The sequence below is a fragment of the Nitratidesulfovibrio oxamicus genome (assembly GCF_015731765.1).
GTDB lineage: Bacteria > Desulfobacterota > Desulfovibrionia > Desulfovibrionales > Desulfovibrionaceae > Cupidesulfovibrio > Cupidesulfovibrio oxamicus.
This window is the reverse complement of record NZ_VRYY01000254.1, coordinates 1-17,217: the sequence shown is the minus strand read 5'-3', so window position 1 is coordinate 17,217 and position 17,217 is coordinate 1. Positions and strand designations below refer to the sequence as shown.

Here is a 17,217-nt window from a genome sequence, read left to right as displayed (position 1 = left end):
GGAGCGCACGCCGTGTGGGCAAGGCCGCCCTCGCGTAGGTGCGGGTTGTTGCGCAGGCGCGCCGTCAGGCGGCGCAGATAGTCGCGCAGGTCATCCGGCGTGGGGTTCTGCGGCTGGACCAGCGGGCGAGGACGCAGGAACCAGGTGGCCCCCAGCCAGCCCAGCGCGGCGAAGTACGCGGCCATGCCGCCCCAGAACACCGCCTGGCCCAGCAGCGGATGGATGCGCGCCGCCATGTCGGACAGGGTAAGCACCTGCCCGCCGATGAATACGAACAGGCTGGCACACAGAATTGCCGCAAACAGGAACAGGGCGCGGGGGACGAACTGGTGCATGGGCCTCCTTGCTGCGCGGGGTCAGGTAACGGGGGGACGCACGGGGATGGGCGGTACGGACTGGATGCGGACCCGTCCGGTCGTGAACCGGCCATGAACCGACCGCGGCCAGAACGTGGCCTGGTGCAGGTTGCCTCTTTTAGGTGCGACAGCGAGGGCGCGTCGTCAAGTCCGCGAGCGGGAACAGCGACTGGCGATATGGGACGACATGCGGGCGGCGTCGGGCGGCGTCTGCGGGCGATGTGTCCGGCATGTCCGGATGTCGGGCGTGCCGGATATTCCGGCATGGGGGCGGCAAAAGGCACAAGCTGCATGGCGCATGGCCGGGAAGGCGGCATGACGGAAAGGTCGGCCAGCCCCGCAGGCTATTTGTCGTCCCGCACCTTGTCCTCGAACTGCCGGACAGGCCACGGCAGCACCGTGGCGGCGCTTTCCACGGCACACCGCTCCACGGTGGCGAACCATGCGCGAAAACGGTCCATGGCTTCACGCCCGACGGAAGTCAGTCGATAACCTTCGCGGTTGCTGCCCGCCTTCTCCACCAGGCGCAGGCCAAGGGCGGTTTCGGTCTGCTTCAGCTTGCCCCATGCTGCACGGTACGACATGCCCAGCGCCTCTGCCGCCTTTTTCAGCGATCCGTGTTCGTCGATGGCCAGCAGCAGCATGGCGCGCCCCATGCCAAAGACCATCTCGCCGTCTTCTTCCAGCCACAAGTGCAGACGGACGGTTGGGCGAGGTGCGGTGGCCGTTGCGGGGCGAAGGGGAGATGTGTTCATGCGTGTGTTCCGTGTAGGTGGTGAAACAGTCGCCGGTGCGGCCCGCGCTGTGTCTTCACCCTGTGCGGGTCACGGCCTGCATGGTTCGCGTGACTGGCAAGGGTATGTGCTGATCCGAGCATACCTGCTCATACTGACATAATCGAGGGGTGATGAAAACCGGCCCTGGCCGGTCCGTTTTGTCGGCCTTCACCGGCTGTCCCCGTTCGCATGGCAGGTCGTTGCTGCACCGAGTTCGCGCTGTCGCCCGCCTTCGGCACAAATCGGGCTGCACCGGGCACGGCCGCCCGCCGCAGGGGCGGCGACCCCGTTCGCCACGGAAAGCGCCGACCGGGTGTCCGGTCGGCGCTGGTGGGCAGTGGTGACCCTACGGTGCGGATGCGCCGTGAAGGCTACTTCTTCTTGGCGGCGGCATCCTTCTTGGCCTGTGCGCTCATGTGGCAGGGACGGCAGCCCGAGAACTCGGGATGGTCCTTGGCCATCTGCTTGTGGCAGCCGTAGCAGGAACGGTCGGTGTCCTTGGCGTGGTACGCCACGAACATGCTCATGGTGTCGCGCTCGCGCGGGCCGGGCGTGGCATGGCAGTCGTTGTTGGTGCACGAAACGAAGGGCTTCGCAGGGTCGGGCGTGTCGTGGTGACACTGCTCGCACGCAACATCCTTGTGGGTGGTGTGGTTGAACATCACGTGCATCCGCTTGGAGGTGCCGTGCTTCAGTTCCATGGCCTTCTTCGGGGCCTTGGCGGCGTCCCCGGCGTCTGCCGCCAGGGCCGTACCGGCCACGAGCAAGGTCAGTGCAAACAGGGAGATGACCAGGTATTTCATCAAACTGCTCCTGTTCAATACATATTCCAGAAGGAAGGTCTGAGCGGGCGCAACTTCTTGCGCGCCGCGACCATGTCCAGATGCATCATGCCCAGCGCCAGGGCGTCCAGATTGGGGACGGCCTCGCGTTCCCGCAGGTCCACGGTGGGACAATAGGTGTTGCACTTGGTGCACCAGTCCAGCCGTTCGCCACGGGCGGCCTCGGCTTCGCGCAGCATTTCCATGGTGCCGCTGGCCTCCTTTCCGCACGAGGGGCAGGCCCCCCGCAGGAACTTCCAGCCAGCGCCGCATTGCGAACAATGCAGGTGCTTCTTGCCGCCGCCACCGGCCAGGTAGGCGTTCTTTTCGTCCAGCAAGGGCTTGTCCAGCCAGGCGATGGTGGGAAAGGCGCCGCACACCGGGCAGTAGCCCTGCTGCCATGCCCCGTCCTTGTCCCAGGGGGCTTCCCCGTCTTCGGGCAGGGCGTTGGCAACCATGGCATGCAGCACCGGGGACAGCACGAAGCCGGTGACGAACGCAAGCACCTCCGGATCCACGCCGCCATCACTGGCGATGGATTCGATGGACCGGCCCGCCACCATGGCCTCGGCCAGGGCGTCGCGGGTGTCATCGGCATCTGCAGGACGCAGGAAGAACGCCCGCAACGCTTCCGCGTGCGGAGCCACCGCCTCTATGGTGGTCAGAAGCGGCAGCAGTTCTTCCGCCGCCTGGCGCATGGGCCCGGCGGCGCCCGTCAGGGAAACGCCCGCCAGCAGGGATACCCCCTGCTGGGCACGGTCCCACTGGAGTTCCGGCAGGCGCAGGCCCGCCTCGCGCACGGTCTTTGCCAGTTTTCCGGCCAGCGCATCACCGGCGGAAAGCAGGGGTTCGAAGGCCCGCAGCACGGGTTCAAGGACAGGACGACGGGCGGTGACATCAGCCAGCGTATCCGCGACACTTTGGTGTTTGGCGGCCATGAATGCTCCACGAGAACCGGAGGCCGGGGCCTCCATCAAAGGGTGAACGCGGCGCGCAGGGCGTCCGCAAGCCTGCTACATGAAGCCGGCGTACTCGTAGTAGTGTTCTTTTTCTTCCGCCAGCAGGTAGATGACGCTCACGTCCTCCATGTCCACCAGATGGGCCTTGGGGAAGCGTTCCTTGGCGACGGCAAGACGCTTCTGCGCCACGGCCAGTATTTCCTCGCGCTCGCCGAAGACCATGGTGCCGGTGGGGCAGGTCTTCACGCAGATGGGCTGCATGCCCGCGGAAACGCGGTCGAAGCACATGTCGCACTTGGTGATGCGCTTGGTCTTGGGATCGATGCGGGGGATGTTGTACGGACAGGCCTCGGCCACGGCCTTGGCGTCTCCCGGGCTGAGCTTGGCCGACTTTTCGGTGGCCAGCACCGCGCCGGTCTTCTTGTCCTTGATCATGGCGCCGGGCACGGCCATGTCGGCCACGTCCACGCACACCGGGGTCACGCAGTGGCGGCACTGGTCGGGGAAGAAGTTCCAGACCACAACGCCTTCCTTGGTCATCCGCTCGTTGAAGCGGACGATCTTGAGGTTGTTGGGATTGAGGTCCGGCGGATTCTGGTGCGAACCGCGCTGCTTGGTCGCGTTGGCGGGCAGGTCGTGCCATTCCTTGCAGGCCAGCTGGCAGCCGCGACATGCCGTGCATCGGGTTGTATCTACTAAAAATGCCTTGGGCATCGTAGTGCTCCTTGGAGGGGGGCGCGCCCCGCGGCGGGGCGCGCCCTGTTCCGGTTAGGCTATTTCGGTCAGCTTGTCGGCCTTGCGCAAGTTGACGAGACAGGCCTTGCTTTCGGGAATGGTGGTGTTCGGGTCGTACGCGCCAACGGTAAGGCGGTTGGTGGAGTCACCGCACTTGGGCGTGGTCCAGCCGTAGGCGAAGGGCATGCCCACGAGGTGCACCGTCTTGCCCATGACCGTGAAGGGCCGGATGCGCACGGTGACCATGGCTATGGCCTCCACGCGCCCGCGCGCACTTTCCACGATCACGCCGTCGCCGTTGTTGATGCCCTTTTCCTTGGCCAACTCGTGGCTCATCTCTATGTAGAGCTGAGGCTCGGTTTCCAGCAGGTTGGGCACGTTGCGCGTTTCGCCGCCGCCGCACCAGTGTTCCGTCAGGCTGTAGGTGGTGAGCACGTACGGGTAGTTGGGGTCGGCCGCCTTGGCCATCTGGTCCATGTCCGAGGTGTGGAACTTGTACACCGGGCTGGACAGCTGCTTGGAGAACGGGTGGCTGTCCAGCGGGGTTTCCGCGGGTTCGTAGTGCTCGGGGAAGGGACCGTCCAGCCGCCCCGTTCCGTAGAACTGGGCGTAGCCGTCCTTGGTCATGATGAAGGGCAGCTTGCCCATTTCCTTGTCGGCCATGGGCGGCCACGGGCCGTCGGGCACGTCGCCGATCCACTTGGAGCCGTCCCATTCGATGACGGCGCGCTTCGGGTTGAACGGCTTGCCGTTCAGGTCAACCGAGGCGCGGTTGTACAGCACGCGGCGGTTCACCGGCCAGCACCACGACCAGTTGGGGAACAGGCCGATGTTGGCCTGCATGGGCGTCTGGCTGGCGTCGCGCTTCTTGGACTTGTTGCCGGCCTCTTCGGTGAAGCTGCCTGCGTAGACCCAGTTGAGCGAAGAGGTGGAACCGTCGTCCTTCAGCTGGGCGAAGGCGGGCACCAGTTGGCCACGCTTGTATTCCTTGTCGCCCACCTTGGTGTCGGCCCAGAAGAAGCCGTTGATGCGGCGGGTCCATTCTTCCGGTTCGAACTTTTCGGTCCAGTGCATCTTCAGCAGGGGGTCGGGCAGCGTGCCGCCTTCCTTCCTGTACAGGTCGCGGATCTTGTTGATCAGCGGCACGAAGATGTCGGCGAAGTTGCGGGCCTGTCCGCCCGGTTCCACCGCCTTGTCGAACCACTGCAACCAGCGGCCGCTGTTGCTGATGGTGCCCGCCTTTTCGATGCGATGGGCTGACGGAAGCAGGAACACCTCGGTCTTCTTGGTCTTGGGATCAACGCCGGGGCGCTGCCAGTTGTCCGTGGTTTCCGAGTTGTGCAGTTCGGAGCAGACCAGCCAGTCCAGCTTGTCCAGCGCCGCGCGCATCTTGTTGGTGTTGGAGAAGCTGTTCATGGGGTTGACCCCGAAGATGAACCCGCCCTTGATCTTGCCATGGTACATCTTGTCCATGACGTACATGTACGAGCAGTCTTCGCCCGGTTCGAGCTTCGGCAGATATTCGTAGCAGAAGTCGTTTTCCGGGGTGGCCGCATCGCCGTACCAGCCCTTCAGCAGGCTGGCCACGTACTTGGGACGGTTGCTCCACCAGTTGGCGCTGTTCTTCAGCGTGGTGACCGGTGTGTTGGCCTTGTTGTAGTCGGCCAGGGTCTGCCAGGTGGAAACGGGCAGGTTATGATAGCCCGGCAGCGAGCTGTACAGCAGGCCGTGGTCGGTGGAACCCTGCACGTTGGGCTCGCCGCGCAGGGCGTTGATGCCGCCGCCCGCGATGCCGATGTTGCCCAGCAGCAGCTGGATGAGCGACGAGGCCCGGATGTTCTGCACGCCCACGGTGTGCTGGGTCCAGCCCAAGGCGTACATGATGGTGCCTGCCTTGTCCGGCTTGCCGGTGGCGCAGAACGCATCGTACACGCGCAGCAGGTTTTCCGCGGACACGCCGGTGACGTCGGAGACGGTCTTCAGCGTGTAGCGCGAGTAGTGCTTCTTCATCAGGTTGAAGACGCACCGTTCGTTCTTGAGGGTTTCGTCGATGACCGGGCCGCCGTCGGGACCCTTTTCAAAGGCCCACTTGGACTGGTCGTACTTGCGGGTCTTGGGGTCGTACCCGCTGAAGAGGCCGTCGTTGAACTCGTAGTCCTTGCCGACGACAAAGGCGAAGTTGGTGTAGTTGAAGACGTACTCCTTGAAAAAGAGTTCCTTTTCAAGGATGTAGTTGATCATGCCGCCCAGGAAGGGGATGTCCGTGCCCGAGCGCAGCGGCACGTGGAAATCGCAACGTGCCGAGGTGCGGGAGAACTTGGGGTCCACGTGCATGAGCACGGCGCCGTTTTCCTTGGCGCGCATGACCCACTTGAAGGCGACAGGATGGTGTTCCGCGGCATTGCTGCCGATAATAAGCACTGCATCGCTATTCTTGATATCGATCCAGTGGTTCGTCATAGCCCCGCGACCGAACGACTCTGCCAGAGCCGCAACAGTGGGACTGTGTCAGACCCGGGCCTGGTGGTCCATTTGGACCATACCCAGGCTTCGTATGGCTTGATGGATGACGGCGCATTCCTCGTTGGAGGCGTGCGAGGTACCCATCATGAAGAGCGAATCGACGCGGTTGACGGTCTGGCCCTTTTCGTTCTTGAGAACCATGTCCTTGTCGCGGGCGTCCTTAACGCGGCGCGCGATCTGGTTCAGGGTCCAGTCCCAGTCCTTCTCCACCCACTTGTCGCTGTGCGGAGCGCGGTACAGCGGCTTCGTCAGGCGGTGCGGGTTGGTGTACATGGAGAACAGGGCCGCGCCCTTGGCGCACAGGGCCCCTTCGTTCACCGGAAAGTCGGGGTCGCCTTCGGTCGAAACGAGCTTGCCGTTGCGCACGTAGGCGATGATCTGACAACAGACGGAACAGAAGGGGCAGACACTGCCCACTTCCTTCGCGCCTTCGATCTTGAGCTTGCTGGCGTACGCCTGCGCTTCTTCAAGATCGAACCCAAGCTGACAGAGCGAGAGGCCGACAGCGCTCACGCCCATGAGCTTGAGAAAACTCCGCCGCGTAGTTTTCATGTTCCACTCCTTGTTAAAGCCCCTCACAGAATCCGGAAAGGTCTGCAGACCTTTTTGCCGTGCCTGCCAAACCGTGCGCGCGACCATGCGCACCTCCCCTTCGTGAAGGAAGGGGATGACACGATGCCGCCAGGCGGGCGCGGGAATGGGCGCCGTCGTGGTTCGGCAGGTTGGCGGGGCGGACGCGCGGGCCTGCTGGCGCCGTGCGACCGGTACGACCCTTGGCCTGCCGGAGAAGATGGCCTGATGCCACCTTCGCATCGTATCTTTTGGGGGCACCTTAACAGGGTTTGCGGTGATAACAAGAAAATATTAATAAAAAACAGTTAGTTAAACGCAGCATATGCGCAGGCTTTGTCACAGCGTGGCACAGGTGCAGTGTGTCTTGTGGTTATTTGCAGTTATTTTTGGTTTGTTGCGCGGTGTTGCATGGTGTCGCCTTCAAGTGCTGAAAATGCAGGTGGTTGCGCGATCAACCTGGATAATGGCGCATGCGGCCGCGCAGGCGGCAGGAACTGCTGGCCCGACCTTGTGGTCAGAGGTTGGGGCGGTGGTCCCTTCCATGCAAGAGCGCCCCGGGCGTGCATGGCGGACGGTGCCGTCAGCCGCTCGGGGCGCTGGATTGGTGATGTTGCTCTGCGGGAGGGCCGCGTGTCGAGGGGAACCGCGTGCGCAAGCGGTCGGGCTATGCGCCGGGCAACTCGCGTGGGGGCGGGCCGGTCGCGTGGTTGCTGCGTCAGGCTGAGGTTTTTACGTTGCGAGTCTTGCCTGATCCGCCTGGCTGGGCGGTCCGCGTGGTGTCGTCCACCCCGCCCGGCATGAAGCCCTTTTCCTGCAACAGCATGTCCAGGTGGGCCATGCCCAGCGGCAGCACCGAGGGCACGTCGCTGGTGCGGTGGCGCAGGTCCGCCGCCAGGATGTACCGGCGGCATGAACCGCAGGCCTCGGCGCGTTCGTCCTCGAACCCCTGCACGTAGCGCAGGGTGATGTTGTCCGGCTTGTCCACCCCGCAGAAGGGACAGGCGGTGCGCTGGTGGCGCCAGGTATGGTCGCACAGTGCGCAAACCAGCCAGCGCTGGCCGCCTTCGCCACGCAAAACCCCCAGCTTGGGGGCGGTGCCGCATACCGGGCAGTGCCCGTGGGTCCAGCCTTCGGCATGGGGGGCAAGGGATGGGGCCAGGGCACGCTGCACCCGACGGGCGGACGCCGCAGCCAGTTGCATGGCCACGAAGCCCACGGCGTCGGGCGAAAGCCCGGCCCGGCGCGCCCATGTCTGGGCGGCGGAAATGCGCCCCGTCAGCGCCCATGTCGCCAGTTGGCGGGGCAGGGGGGGCTGGCTGGCGTCTTCCGTCGTGTCTTGTTTCCCGCCTGACGTTCCTCCCTTTGTCAGGGCCAGTCGGGCCAGTTCACGTACATCGTCGGCAACGGCGGGCAGTCCGGCGGCGATGGCCGGGGCCAGCAGGGCCAGGGCGTGGGCCAGGAAGGCGTCGTCCAGCGCGGGACCGTCGGGCAGTTCATCGGCGGGCAGCAGGGCGCGGCCCTGCGCGAAAAGGTCGGGTTCCACCTGCACCGGGGGCACGGGGAGCGCACCGGCGGGGTCCGCCGTCTCGGCCAGTTCAGCCTGGGCCACGCTGAGCGCGCGGAACGCGGCGATGAGCGGCGCGTGTTCGGGATGGCGGGCCAGCAGGCGGTCGAGGGTTTCCGAGGTGGTGCCGGAAAGGGTGGGGGAGGCGTCGGGCATGGGCGTGTCCTTGGTATGCTGGCAGTGGGTGATCTCTGCACGCGTGGCGGCGTGTGGCCCCCCGTGCTGTTGGCGTCATATTTCAAGGCGGCATGTAGGCCACATGGGGGCGCGGCGTCCACCGGGTATCTGGTGACGCTGTGCCGGGCCGGGCCGAACTGGCCGAATGGGCCGCATGGGGGCCGGGCATGCGCCGGGCGGCTATTGCGCCGCCACGGCCTTGCCGCAGGGGGGCAGGCGGGAACGTGTCCCGCCTGCCCCGTTTCCCAGGGTTACACGCCCGCCGCGTACTTGTGGTACTTCAGCGGGTCGTCCGTCACGATGAAGATGACGCGCACGTCGTCGGCGTTCAGCGCCTGGGCCCTGGGCCACGTCTTCTTCAGGATGTCCACGCGCCGTCTGGCTTCCGCGAGCATGGCGTCACGCTCGCCAAAGACCATGGCCCCGGTGGGGCACGACAGCACGCAGGCGGGGGTAAGCCCGCTGGTGATGCGGTCGAAGCACATGGTGCACTTGCGCATCACCTTGGTGTCCGGGTCCTGCCGGGGGATGTTGTAGGGGCACACGCTCAGCGACATCTCGAAGTCGCTCTTGCTGGTGCCTTCGGTGTACACCACCGCGCCGGTGGCATCATCATGGATCATCTCGTCGCCCTGCGCGCCCGCCAGACACGGCGGGTTCATGCAGTGGCGGCACATGTCCGAGAAGAAGTGCCAGTAGGTCTTGCCTTCCTTGGTTCTGCCGTCCTCGAAGCGCACCACCTTGAAGGTCTGGTGGCTGAAGTCCGGCGGGTTCTGGTAGGTGCCGGTCTGCTTGGTCCTGGTGCCGGGCAGGCCGTTCCATTGCTTGCAGGCCACCTGGCAACCCCGGCAGCCGGTGCAGCGGGAAACGTCGACGAGTATGGACTTTCCATCAGCCATGACTCACCCCCTATACCTTGACCACGTTGACCATGAACGCCTTGTACTCAGGCGTCATGGCGTTGGCGTCGCCCACCGTGGGAGTGAGCAGGTTGGCACTGTCGCCGTTGTCGGCGGGGAAGCGCCATCCGTAGTTGTAAGGCATGCCCACCTGGTGCAGCGTCTTGCCGTTGACCAGGAAGGGACGGAAGCGCGGCGTGACCATGGCCACGCATTCCAGCTTGCCGCGTGCCGATTCCACGCGCACCTTGTCGCCGTTCTTGATGCCCTTTTCCTTGGCCAGTTCTTCGCTCATCTCCACGTACGCCTGGGGCATGGCCTCGGTAAGCCACGTCTGCCAGCGGGTGAAGGCGCCGGTGCACCAGTGCTCGGTGGACGAGTAGGTGGTCATGACGATGGGGAAGCGCGCGTCGGCGCTGGCCACCATGTCCTTGTCGCTGTTGTACAGCAGGATGGCGGGGTTGTTCTGCTGCGCTGACATCAGGTTCCTGGCCAGCGGGCTTTCCAGCGGTTCGTAATGTTCCGGGAAGGGACCGTCGCCAAGGCCCGGCCCGAACAGGGAACTGACCCCGTCAGGCTTCATGATGAACGGCAGCTTGCCGCCTTCCGCCGCCAGCGGCGGCGGGGCGCCGTCGGGCACGTCGCCCACCCACTTGCCGTCCTTCCATTCCAGCACGGCGCGCTTGGGGTTGTAAGGCTTGCCCGTGGGGTCGCACGAGGCGCGGTTGTACAGCACCCGGCGGTTCACCGGCCAGGCGAACGACCATTCCGGGTACAGGCCAAGGCCCGTGGGGTCAGCCTTGCCGCGCCGTTGCATCAGGTTCTTGCCGTCCTGGGCAAAGCTGCCCGCGCAGATCCAGTTGCCCGAAGAGGTGGTGCCGTCGGCCTGCAACAGGGCGAACGAGGGCACGCAGTCGCCCTTTTTGTACTGCTTGCCGCCAATCTCCACGTCGGCCAGGAAGTAGCCGTTGATGAGCTTGGCCACCTTTTCCGCGTCGTAGCCGCCCTTTTCGGCCAGACCGTCGGAGGTCATGTTCAGGATGGGTTCGGGGAAGGTGCCGCCTTCCTTCTTGTACAGTTCCTTCAGCTTGTTCTGGATGCGGATGATGGCTTCACCCGCGTAGATGCAGTCGCCGGGGGCCTTGGTGGCCTCGTAGCGCCATTGTATCCAGCGTCCGCTGTTGGTCTGGCTGCCGGCCTTTTCGACGGAGGCGGAGGCGGGCAGCAGGAAGACCTCGGTCTTCACCTTGGCGGGGTCCATGCCCGGCCCCTTCCAGAACGACGCCGTCTCGTTGTCGAAGATGTTCAGGTGCACCATCCAGTCCAGCTTGGCGAAGGCGGCGCGCACCTTGTTGGAGTTGGGGATGCTGCATGCGGGGTTCTGGCCGAACACGGTCATGCCCTTGATCTTGCCCGCGTACATCACGTCGAACAGGGTCATGACCGAGTAGTCCTTGCCGTCGTCGGCCTTGGGCACCCAGGCGTAGCCGAACTCGTTGTCCTTGGTGGCGGCATCGCCGTACCACGACTTCAGCAGGCTTACCGCGTACTTGCCGTAGTTGGACTGCCAGTTGACGGACTTGGCTTCCGTGGTCGAGGGGGTGATCTTCTTGATGTACGATTCCAGCGTCTGCTGCGAGGTGCGCGGGGCCGCAAGGTAGCCCGGCAGGTAGTGGTACAGCAGGGCGTGGTCGGTGGACCCCTGCACGTTGGGTTCGCCGCGCAGCGCGTTGACGCCGCCTCCGCACACCCCGATGTTGCCCAGCAGCAGCTGGACGATGGCCAGGGCGCGGATGTTCTGCACGCCCACGGTGTGGTGGGTCTGCCCCAGGGCGTACATGATGGTGCCCGCACGGTCCTTGGTGCCGGTGGACGAGAACATCTCGTACACGGTCTTCAGGTCCTTTTCGGGCGTGCCGGTGATGGAAGAGACCTTCTTCAGGTCGTAGCGGGCGTAATGCGCCTTCAGCATCTGATAGACGCAGCGGGGGTTCTTCAGCGTCTCGTCGCGCAGGATGATGCCGCCCGCATCCTTCTGATAGGTCCAGGTGGACTTGTCGTAGCCGCGCTTGTCCGCGTCATACCCGGTGAACAGCCCGTCCTTGAAGCCGAACTTGCCGTCCACCAGGAACGGGGCGTTGGTGTAGTTGACCACGTAGTCGTGGAATATCTTGTTGTTGTCGATGATGTACTTGATCATCCCGCCAAGGAAGGCGATGTCCGTGCCCGAGCGCAGGGGGGCGTAGAAATCGGCCTTGGACGAGGTCCGCGTGAAGCGCGGGTCCACGTGGATCAGCTTGGCGCCCCTTTCCTTGGCGCGCATCACCCACTTGAACGAAATGGGGTGGTTTTCTGCAGCGTTGCTGCCCTGAATGAGAATGCAATCACTGTGCTGGATGTCGATCCAGTGATTGGTCATCGCGCCGCGTCCGAACGACTCTGCCAGAGCCGGTACGGTGGGGCCGTGTCAGACCCGGGCCTGGTGATCTATGTACACCAGGCCGAGAGACCGCGCCCAGGCGGTGATGCTCCAGCATTCCTCGTTGTCCAGGTTGGAACTGCCCATGTGGGCCAGGGTTTCCACCCGGTTGACCACCTGACCCGCCGCGTTCTTGGTGATGAAGGACTTGTCGCGCTCTTCCTTCATCAGCCGGGCGATGCGGTCGATGGCCCAGTCCCAGCTCTTTTCTTCCCACTTGTCCGAATTGGGGGCGCGGTACAGCACCTTGGTCAGGCGGTGTTCGTTGGCCTCGGTGGTCTGGAAGATGCCCGCGCCCTTGGCGCACAGCGAACCTTCGCTCACCGGGTGTTCCGGGTCCCCCTCGATGTTGATGATCTTGCCGGTCTTTTCGTCGGTGGCGCAGATCAGGCCGCACCCCACCGAGCAGTAGCAGCACACCGACATGGTCTGCCTGGCGCTCTTCAGGCGGTCGATCTTCTTGATCTCGTCCGCCCACGCCTCGATGGGCACGAGATCGACGCCCAGTCCGCACAGGGCGACACCCGCCCCAAGCACACAGGACATCTTCAGGAATTGGCGTCTTCGCATTCCGGCAACCTCCTTGGATCAAGCTGCGCGGTCCGGCCCCGTCGCGCCGGTTCGCACCCCTGCCGGGGGGCTGGCTGCGGCGGACCATGCGCCGTGTCCGCATGGTGAGTTTGGACCAAGCCTAGCAGGTCTGTGGAGGGTGGTAATGATAAGTTCAATGAAATCAGCTGCTAAGGGTAGCATATGCTTTTGGTTTGGCACATGCCCGATGGGCAAGATGTTTCTTTTGGTTTGTTTTGGTTATTTGAACGTCAACAATCATCAAGTAAGGTGGATATTTGTTTGTAGAAGGTGCAAAAAAGGACATTTCACACGCATAGATACTGAAAAGTTGACGGTAAATGAGCGCGTGCGACATGCAAATATGTCGATACCTCGGCATGTTAGTTGCGGTTTGAATGGGCACTCATTGCAACATCCCGTCATGCTTGAATTAACACGCGTTGTTCATTGACCGTGACATGTCAGGGCTGATACATATGCACACTAGGAGTGCCTGCATACCCAGTCCGGCCATGCCCTTCTCTTTGCGTCCGAGGGGGCACCACACACGACTGCGGCAACGCCGGAATGCTGCCTGTCCCTTCACGGGAGCAGAAGCACATGCAAGGTCACGAGCACGGTCTTTCCATCGTCCCGGTCCACGAGGCAGTGGGGATGATGCTTTGTCACGACATGACGCGCATCATCCCCGGTGTCGAAAAGGGGCCGGGGTTCCGCAAGGGGCACATCATCGCCCCGGCGGATATCCCCCTCCTTCTGCAAATGGGGAAGGAGCACGTCTACGCCCTGCGCCTTGGCGCGGGCCAACTGCACGAAGACGATGCCGCCATGCGTCTGGCGCGCCTTGTCGGCGGTGCGGGCGTGGCCCCGGAAGCCAGGTGCGAGGGGCGGGTAAACCTTGTCGCCGGACACGACGGGCTGTTGCACGTCGATGTTCCCGCCCTTGGCCGACTGAACGGCCTGGGCGAGCTTGCCGTGTCCACGCTGCACGGCCTGTGCGCGGTGCGCGCGGGCCAGATGGTGGCGGGCATGCGCGTCATCCCCCTCATTGTCCACGAACAGTTGCTGCGTGAAGCGGAACGAGCCCTTGAGGGTGCGCCCGTGGTTTCCGTGCTGCCCTTCCGCCGTGCCCGGGTGGGCATGGTGACCACCGGCAGCGAGGTGTTCCACGGTCGCATCCGGGACAAGTTCGGCCCCGTGGTGCGTCGCAAGTTTGCCGACCTCGGCAGCGAGGTGGTGCGCCAGGTGCTGGTGGCCGACGACCGTGACGCCACGGCCCGGGCCATCCGCGAACTGGTGGACGAAGGAGCGGACATGGTCGTCGTCACCGGCGGCATGTCCGTGGATCCGGACGACCAGACCCCGGCGGGCATAAGGGCCGCAGGGGCGCGCGTCGTCGCCTACGGGGCCCCGGTGCTGCCGGGCTCCATGTTCATGCTGGCGTATCTCGGCGAGGTGCCCGTCATGGGCCTTCCCGGGTGTGTCATGTACCACCGGGCGTCGATCTTCGACCTCGTGGCGCCCCGGCTGCTGGCCGGACTTGCCGTCACGCGGGAGGACATCACCGCGCTCGGTCATGGCGGCCTGTGCCTCGGCTGCCAGGAATGCCGGTATCCCGCCTGCCCGTTCGGCAAGGGCGCGTAGCCCCGCCGGACCGGCACAACGGGAGGGGCGGCGGTCAGCCGCCCATGCAGGGAAGGGCGAATCATTCGCCCGCGACGGAAAGGGCGGCATGCCCGCCCGCGCAACATGCAACGGACAGCTCCACGGAGGCCAGGCTCATGATCAACAAGCATTTCATCGTCAACGGCATACCCCGCAACCTTGTCGTCGACCCGGAAGCGACGCTGGCGGACGTGCTGCGCGGCCAACTGCTGCTCACCGGCGTCAAGGTGGGCTGCGGCGAAGGCCAGTGCGGCGCGTGCAGCGTCATCCTTGACGGCAAGGTGGTGCGCTCGTGCGCGTACAAGATGCGCCGCCTGCCCGACGGGGCATCGGTGACCACCATCGAAGGCGTGGGCAGCCCCGACTGCCTGCACCCGCTGCAACTGGCGTGGGCGGCCCACGGCGGCGCGCAGTGCGGCTTCTGCACGCCGGGCTTCATCGTTTCGGCCAGGCAGTTGCTGGAAGAAAACAAGAACCCCAGCCGCGACGACGTGCGCGATTGGTTCCAGAAGCACCGCAACGTCTGCCGCTGCACCGGCTACAAGCCTCTGGTCGATGCGGTCATGGACGCCGCCAAGGTGCTGCGCGGCGAAATGAGCGCCGACGACCTCTGCTTCAAGATTCCCGCAGATGGCCGCATCTGGGGAACGAAGTACCCCCGCCCCTCCGCCATTGCCAAGGTAACGGGTACCTGCGACTACGGTGCGGACCTGGGGCTGAAGATGCCCTCCGATGCACTGCACCTTGCGTTGGTGCAGGCGGAAGTGTCGCACGCGAAGATCCTGTCCATCGACACCTCCGAAGCGCAGAAGATGCCCGGCGTGCACAGCGTGCTCACCCACAAGGACGTCAAGGGCAAGAACCGCATCACCGGCCTGATCACCTTCCCCTCCAACAAGGGCGACGGTTGGGACCGGCCCATCCTGTGCGACGAGAAGGTGTTCCAGTACGGTGACGCCCTGGCCATCGTCTGCGCCGACAGCGAAAAGCACGCCCGCGCCGCCGCCGAAAAGGTGAAGGTGCAGTTGGAAGAACTGCCCGCCTACATGAGCGCCCCGGCGGCCATGGCCGAAGACGCCATGGAAATCCACCCCGGCACGCCCAACGTGTACTTCATCCAGAACATCGCCAAGGGCGCCGACACCAAGCCCATCTTCGACGGGGCAGACGTGGTGGTGGAAGGCGACTACTATGTGGGCCGCCAGCCGCACCTGCCCATCGAGCCGGACGTGGGCTTTGCCTACACCGACGGCGAAGGGCGCCTGGTCATCCACTCCAAGTCCATCGGCCTGCACCTGCACCTGTACATGATCGCCCCCGGCCTTGGCATCGAGCCGGAGAAGATCGTCATGGTGCAGAACCCCACGGGCGGCACCTTCGGCTACAAGTTCAGCCCCACCATGGAAGCGCTGGTGGGCGTGGCGGCAATGGCCACCGGGCGTCCGGTGCACCTGCGCTACAACTACCGCCAGCAGCAGAACTACACCGGCAAGCGTTCGCCGTTCTTCTTCAACGTGCGCTACGCCGCCGACAAGACCGGCAAGATCAAGGCCATGGAAACCGACTGGACCGTGGACCACGGCCCGTATTCCGAGTTCGGCGACCTTTTGACCCTGCGCGGCGCGCAGTTTGCGGGCGCGGGCTACGGCATCGAGAACATCCGGGGCCAGGGCCGCACGGTGTGCACCAACCACGCCTGGGGTTCTGCCTTCCGAGGCTACGGCGCGCCGGAAAGCGAGTTCCCGTCCGAAGTGCTGATGGACGAACTGGCGGAAAAGCTGGGCATGGACCCGCTGGAACTGCGCTACCTGAACGTCTACCGCAAGGGCGACACCAACCCCACCGGGCAGGACCCGGAAGTGTACAGCCTGCCGGAAATGATCGACATCATCCGGCCCAAGTACAAGGCGGCGCTGGATGCGGCCAAGGCCGGTTCCACGGCGGCGGTCAGGAAGGGCGTGGGCGTTGCCGTGGGCGTGTACGGCTGCGGCCTAGACGGGCCGGACACCTCTGAAGCCGATGCCGAGCTGAACCCCGACGGCACCGTGACCATCTACAACTGCTGGGAAGACCACGGCCAGGGCGCGGACATGGGCAGCCTGGGCACCGCCCACGAAGCGCTGCGTCCGCTGGGCATCGCGCCGGAAAACATCCGCCTGGTGCTCAACGACACCAGCAAGGCGCCCAACAGCGGTCCGGCGGGCGGCAGCCGGTCGCAGTACGTTACCGGCAACGCCGTGCGCGTGGCCTGCGAAAACCTGGTGGAAGCCATGCGCAAGCCCGGCGGCTTCCGTACCTACCAGGAAATGGTGGACGGGAAGTTGCCCACCAAGCATCGCGGCGCGTGGACGGCGGCGGGCACCCACTGCGACGAGAACGCGCAGGGCAAGCCCTTCACCGCGTACATGTACGGCGTGTTCATGGCAGAAGTGGCCGTGGAAGTGGCCACCGGCAAGACCACCGTGGACAAGCTGACCATGGTGGCCGACATCGGCAAGGTCTGCAACAAACTGGTCACCGACGGTCAGCTGTACGGCGGCCTGGCCCAGGGCATCGGCCTGGCCCTGACCGAAGACTACGAGGACCTCAAGAAGCACGCCACCATGGCGGGCGCGGGCGTTCCGTACATCAAGGACATTCCCGACAACATCGAACTGATCTACGTGGAAACCCCGCGCGGCGACGGCCCGTTCGGCGCGTCGGGCGTGGGCGAGCTGCCGCTCACCGTGCCGCATGCGGCCATCATCAACGGCATCTACAAGGCGTGCGGCGTGCGCATCCGTCACCTGCCCGCCCTGCCGGAAAAGGTGCTGGCGGGCCTGAAGGGCGCGTAACAGGATGAACATGGCCCCGGGGTGGACACGCTCCGCCCCGGGGCCTCATTTTTCCGGAGCCGTGGGGATGCGCGGCCCGGCCCGGCACTGAGCCCAGCAGAGGGAGCACGGCATGGACCAGACCTCGCTGCGCGACTGGGAGTCGCGCTGCATACAGGAAGAACCGCCCCGTTGCCAGGCGGCGTGTCCGCTGCATGTGGATGCGCGCGCCTTTCTGGGCCACGCGGCGCAAGGCCGCTGGCGCGAGGCGCGCGGCGTGCTGGAACGCACCATGCCCCTGCCC

General features: G+C 64.8%; 11 protein-coding genes and 1 pseudogene. 3 read left to right on the top strand and 9 right to left on the bottom strand.

Features of this window, described 5'->3' with window-relative positions; genetic code table 11:
• The 9 genes and pseudogenes from FVW20_RS09695 to fdnG (FVW20_RS09655) form a co-directional block, all read right to left on the bottom strand.
• Positions 1–335, bottom strand: a pseudogene (locus FVW20_RS09695) (DUF697 domain-containing protein); the annotation flags it as partial.
• A gap of 365 nt (positions 336–700) precedes the next feature.
• Positions 701–1,111 carry a winged helix-turn-helix domain-containing protein gene (locus FVW20_RS09690; protein ID WP_196609265.1) on the bottom strand — a complete coding sequence of 137 codons (411 nt, stop codon included), beginning with the start codon at positions 1,109–1,111 and terminating at the stop codon, positions 701–703.
• Positions 1,112–1,503: 392 nt separating this feature from the next.
• On the bottom strand, positions 1,504–1,935 hold the full coding sequence (locus FVW20_RS09685; RefSeq protein WP_196609264.1) for a formate dehydrogenase subunit gamma cytochrome c-553: 432 nt from the start codon (positions 1,933–1,935) through the stop codon (positions 1,504–1,506).
• A 14-nt stretch (positions 1,936–1,949) separates the two neighbouring features.
• Positions 1,950–2,891 carry a formate dehydrogenase accessory protein FdhE gene (locus FVW20_RS09680; RefSeq protein WP_196609263.1) on the bottom strand — a complete coding sequence of 314 codons (942 nt, stop codon included), beginning with the start codon at positions 2,889–2,891 and terminating at the stop codon, positions 1,950–1,952.
• A 75-nt stretch (positions 2,892–2,966) separates the two neighbouring features.
• Positions 2,967–3,626, bottom strand: coding sequence for a 4Fe-4S dicluster domain-containing protein (locus tag FVW20_RS09675; RefSeq protein ID WP_196609262.1), 660 nt, complete (start codon positions 3,624–3,626; stop codon positions 2,967–2,969).
• Positions 3,627–3,680: 54 nt separating this feature from the next.
• The gene (gene fdnG, locus FVW20_RS09670) at positions 3,681–6,722 is read right to left on the bottom strand and encodes a formate dehydrogenase-N subunit alpha (RefSeq protein ID WP_196609261.1); all 3,042 of its coding nucleotides are present in this window, start codon (positions 6,720–6,722) and stop codon (positions 3,681–3,683) included.
• A gap of 736 nt (positions 6,723–7,458) precedes the next feature.
• The gene (locus FVW20_RS09665) at positions 7,459–8,463 is read right to left on the bottom strand and encodes a formate dehydrogenase accessory protein FdhE (RefSeq protein WP_196609260.1); all 1,005 of its coding nucleotides are present in this window, start codon (positions 8,461–8,463) and stop codon (positions 7,459–7,461) included.
• Between the two features lie 272 nt (positions 8,464–8,735).
• Complete coding sequence (locus FVW20_RS09660) at positions 8,736–9,383, bottom strand: 4Fe-4S dicluster domain-containing protein (RefSeq protein WP_196609259.1); 648 nt, start codon at positions 9,381–9,383, stop codon at positions 8,736–8,738.
• A gap of 10 nt (positions 9,384–9,393) precedes the next feature.
• Positions 9,394–12,432, bottom strand: coding sequence for a formate dehydrogenase-N subunit alpha (gene fdnG, locus FVW20_RS09655; protein WP_196609258.1), 3,039 nt, complete (start codon positions 12,430–12,432; stop codon positions 9,394–9,396).
• A gap of 603 nt (positions 12,433–13,035) precedes the next feature.
• Here fdnG (FVW20_RS09655) and FVW20_RS09650 point away from each other — a divergent pair.
• The 3 genes from FVW20_RS09650 to FVW20_RS09640 form a co-directional block, all read left to right on the top strand.
• The gene (locus tag FVW20_RS09650) at positions 13,036–14,079 is read left to right on the top strand and encodes a molybdopterin-binding protein (protein ID WP_196609257.1); all 1,044 of its coding nucleotides are present in this window, start codon (positions 13,036–13,038) and stop codon (positions 14,077–14,079) included.
• A gap of 137 nt (positions 14,080–14,216) precedes the next feature.
• Positions 14,217–16,934 (top strand): molybdopterin-dependent aldehyde oxidoreductase, encoded by a 2,718-nt coding sequence (locus FVW20_RS09645; RefSeq protein ID WP_196609256.1) that lies wholly within the window; start codon positions 14,217–14,219, stop codon positions 16,932–16,934.
• Positions 16,935–17,046: 112 nt separating this feature from the next.
• The coding region (locus tag FVW20_RS09640) for a hypothetical protein (protein WP_196609255.1) at positions 17,047–17,217 on the top strand (171 nt) is incomplete at its 3' end.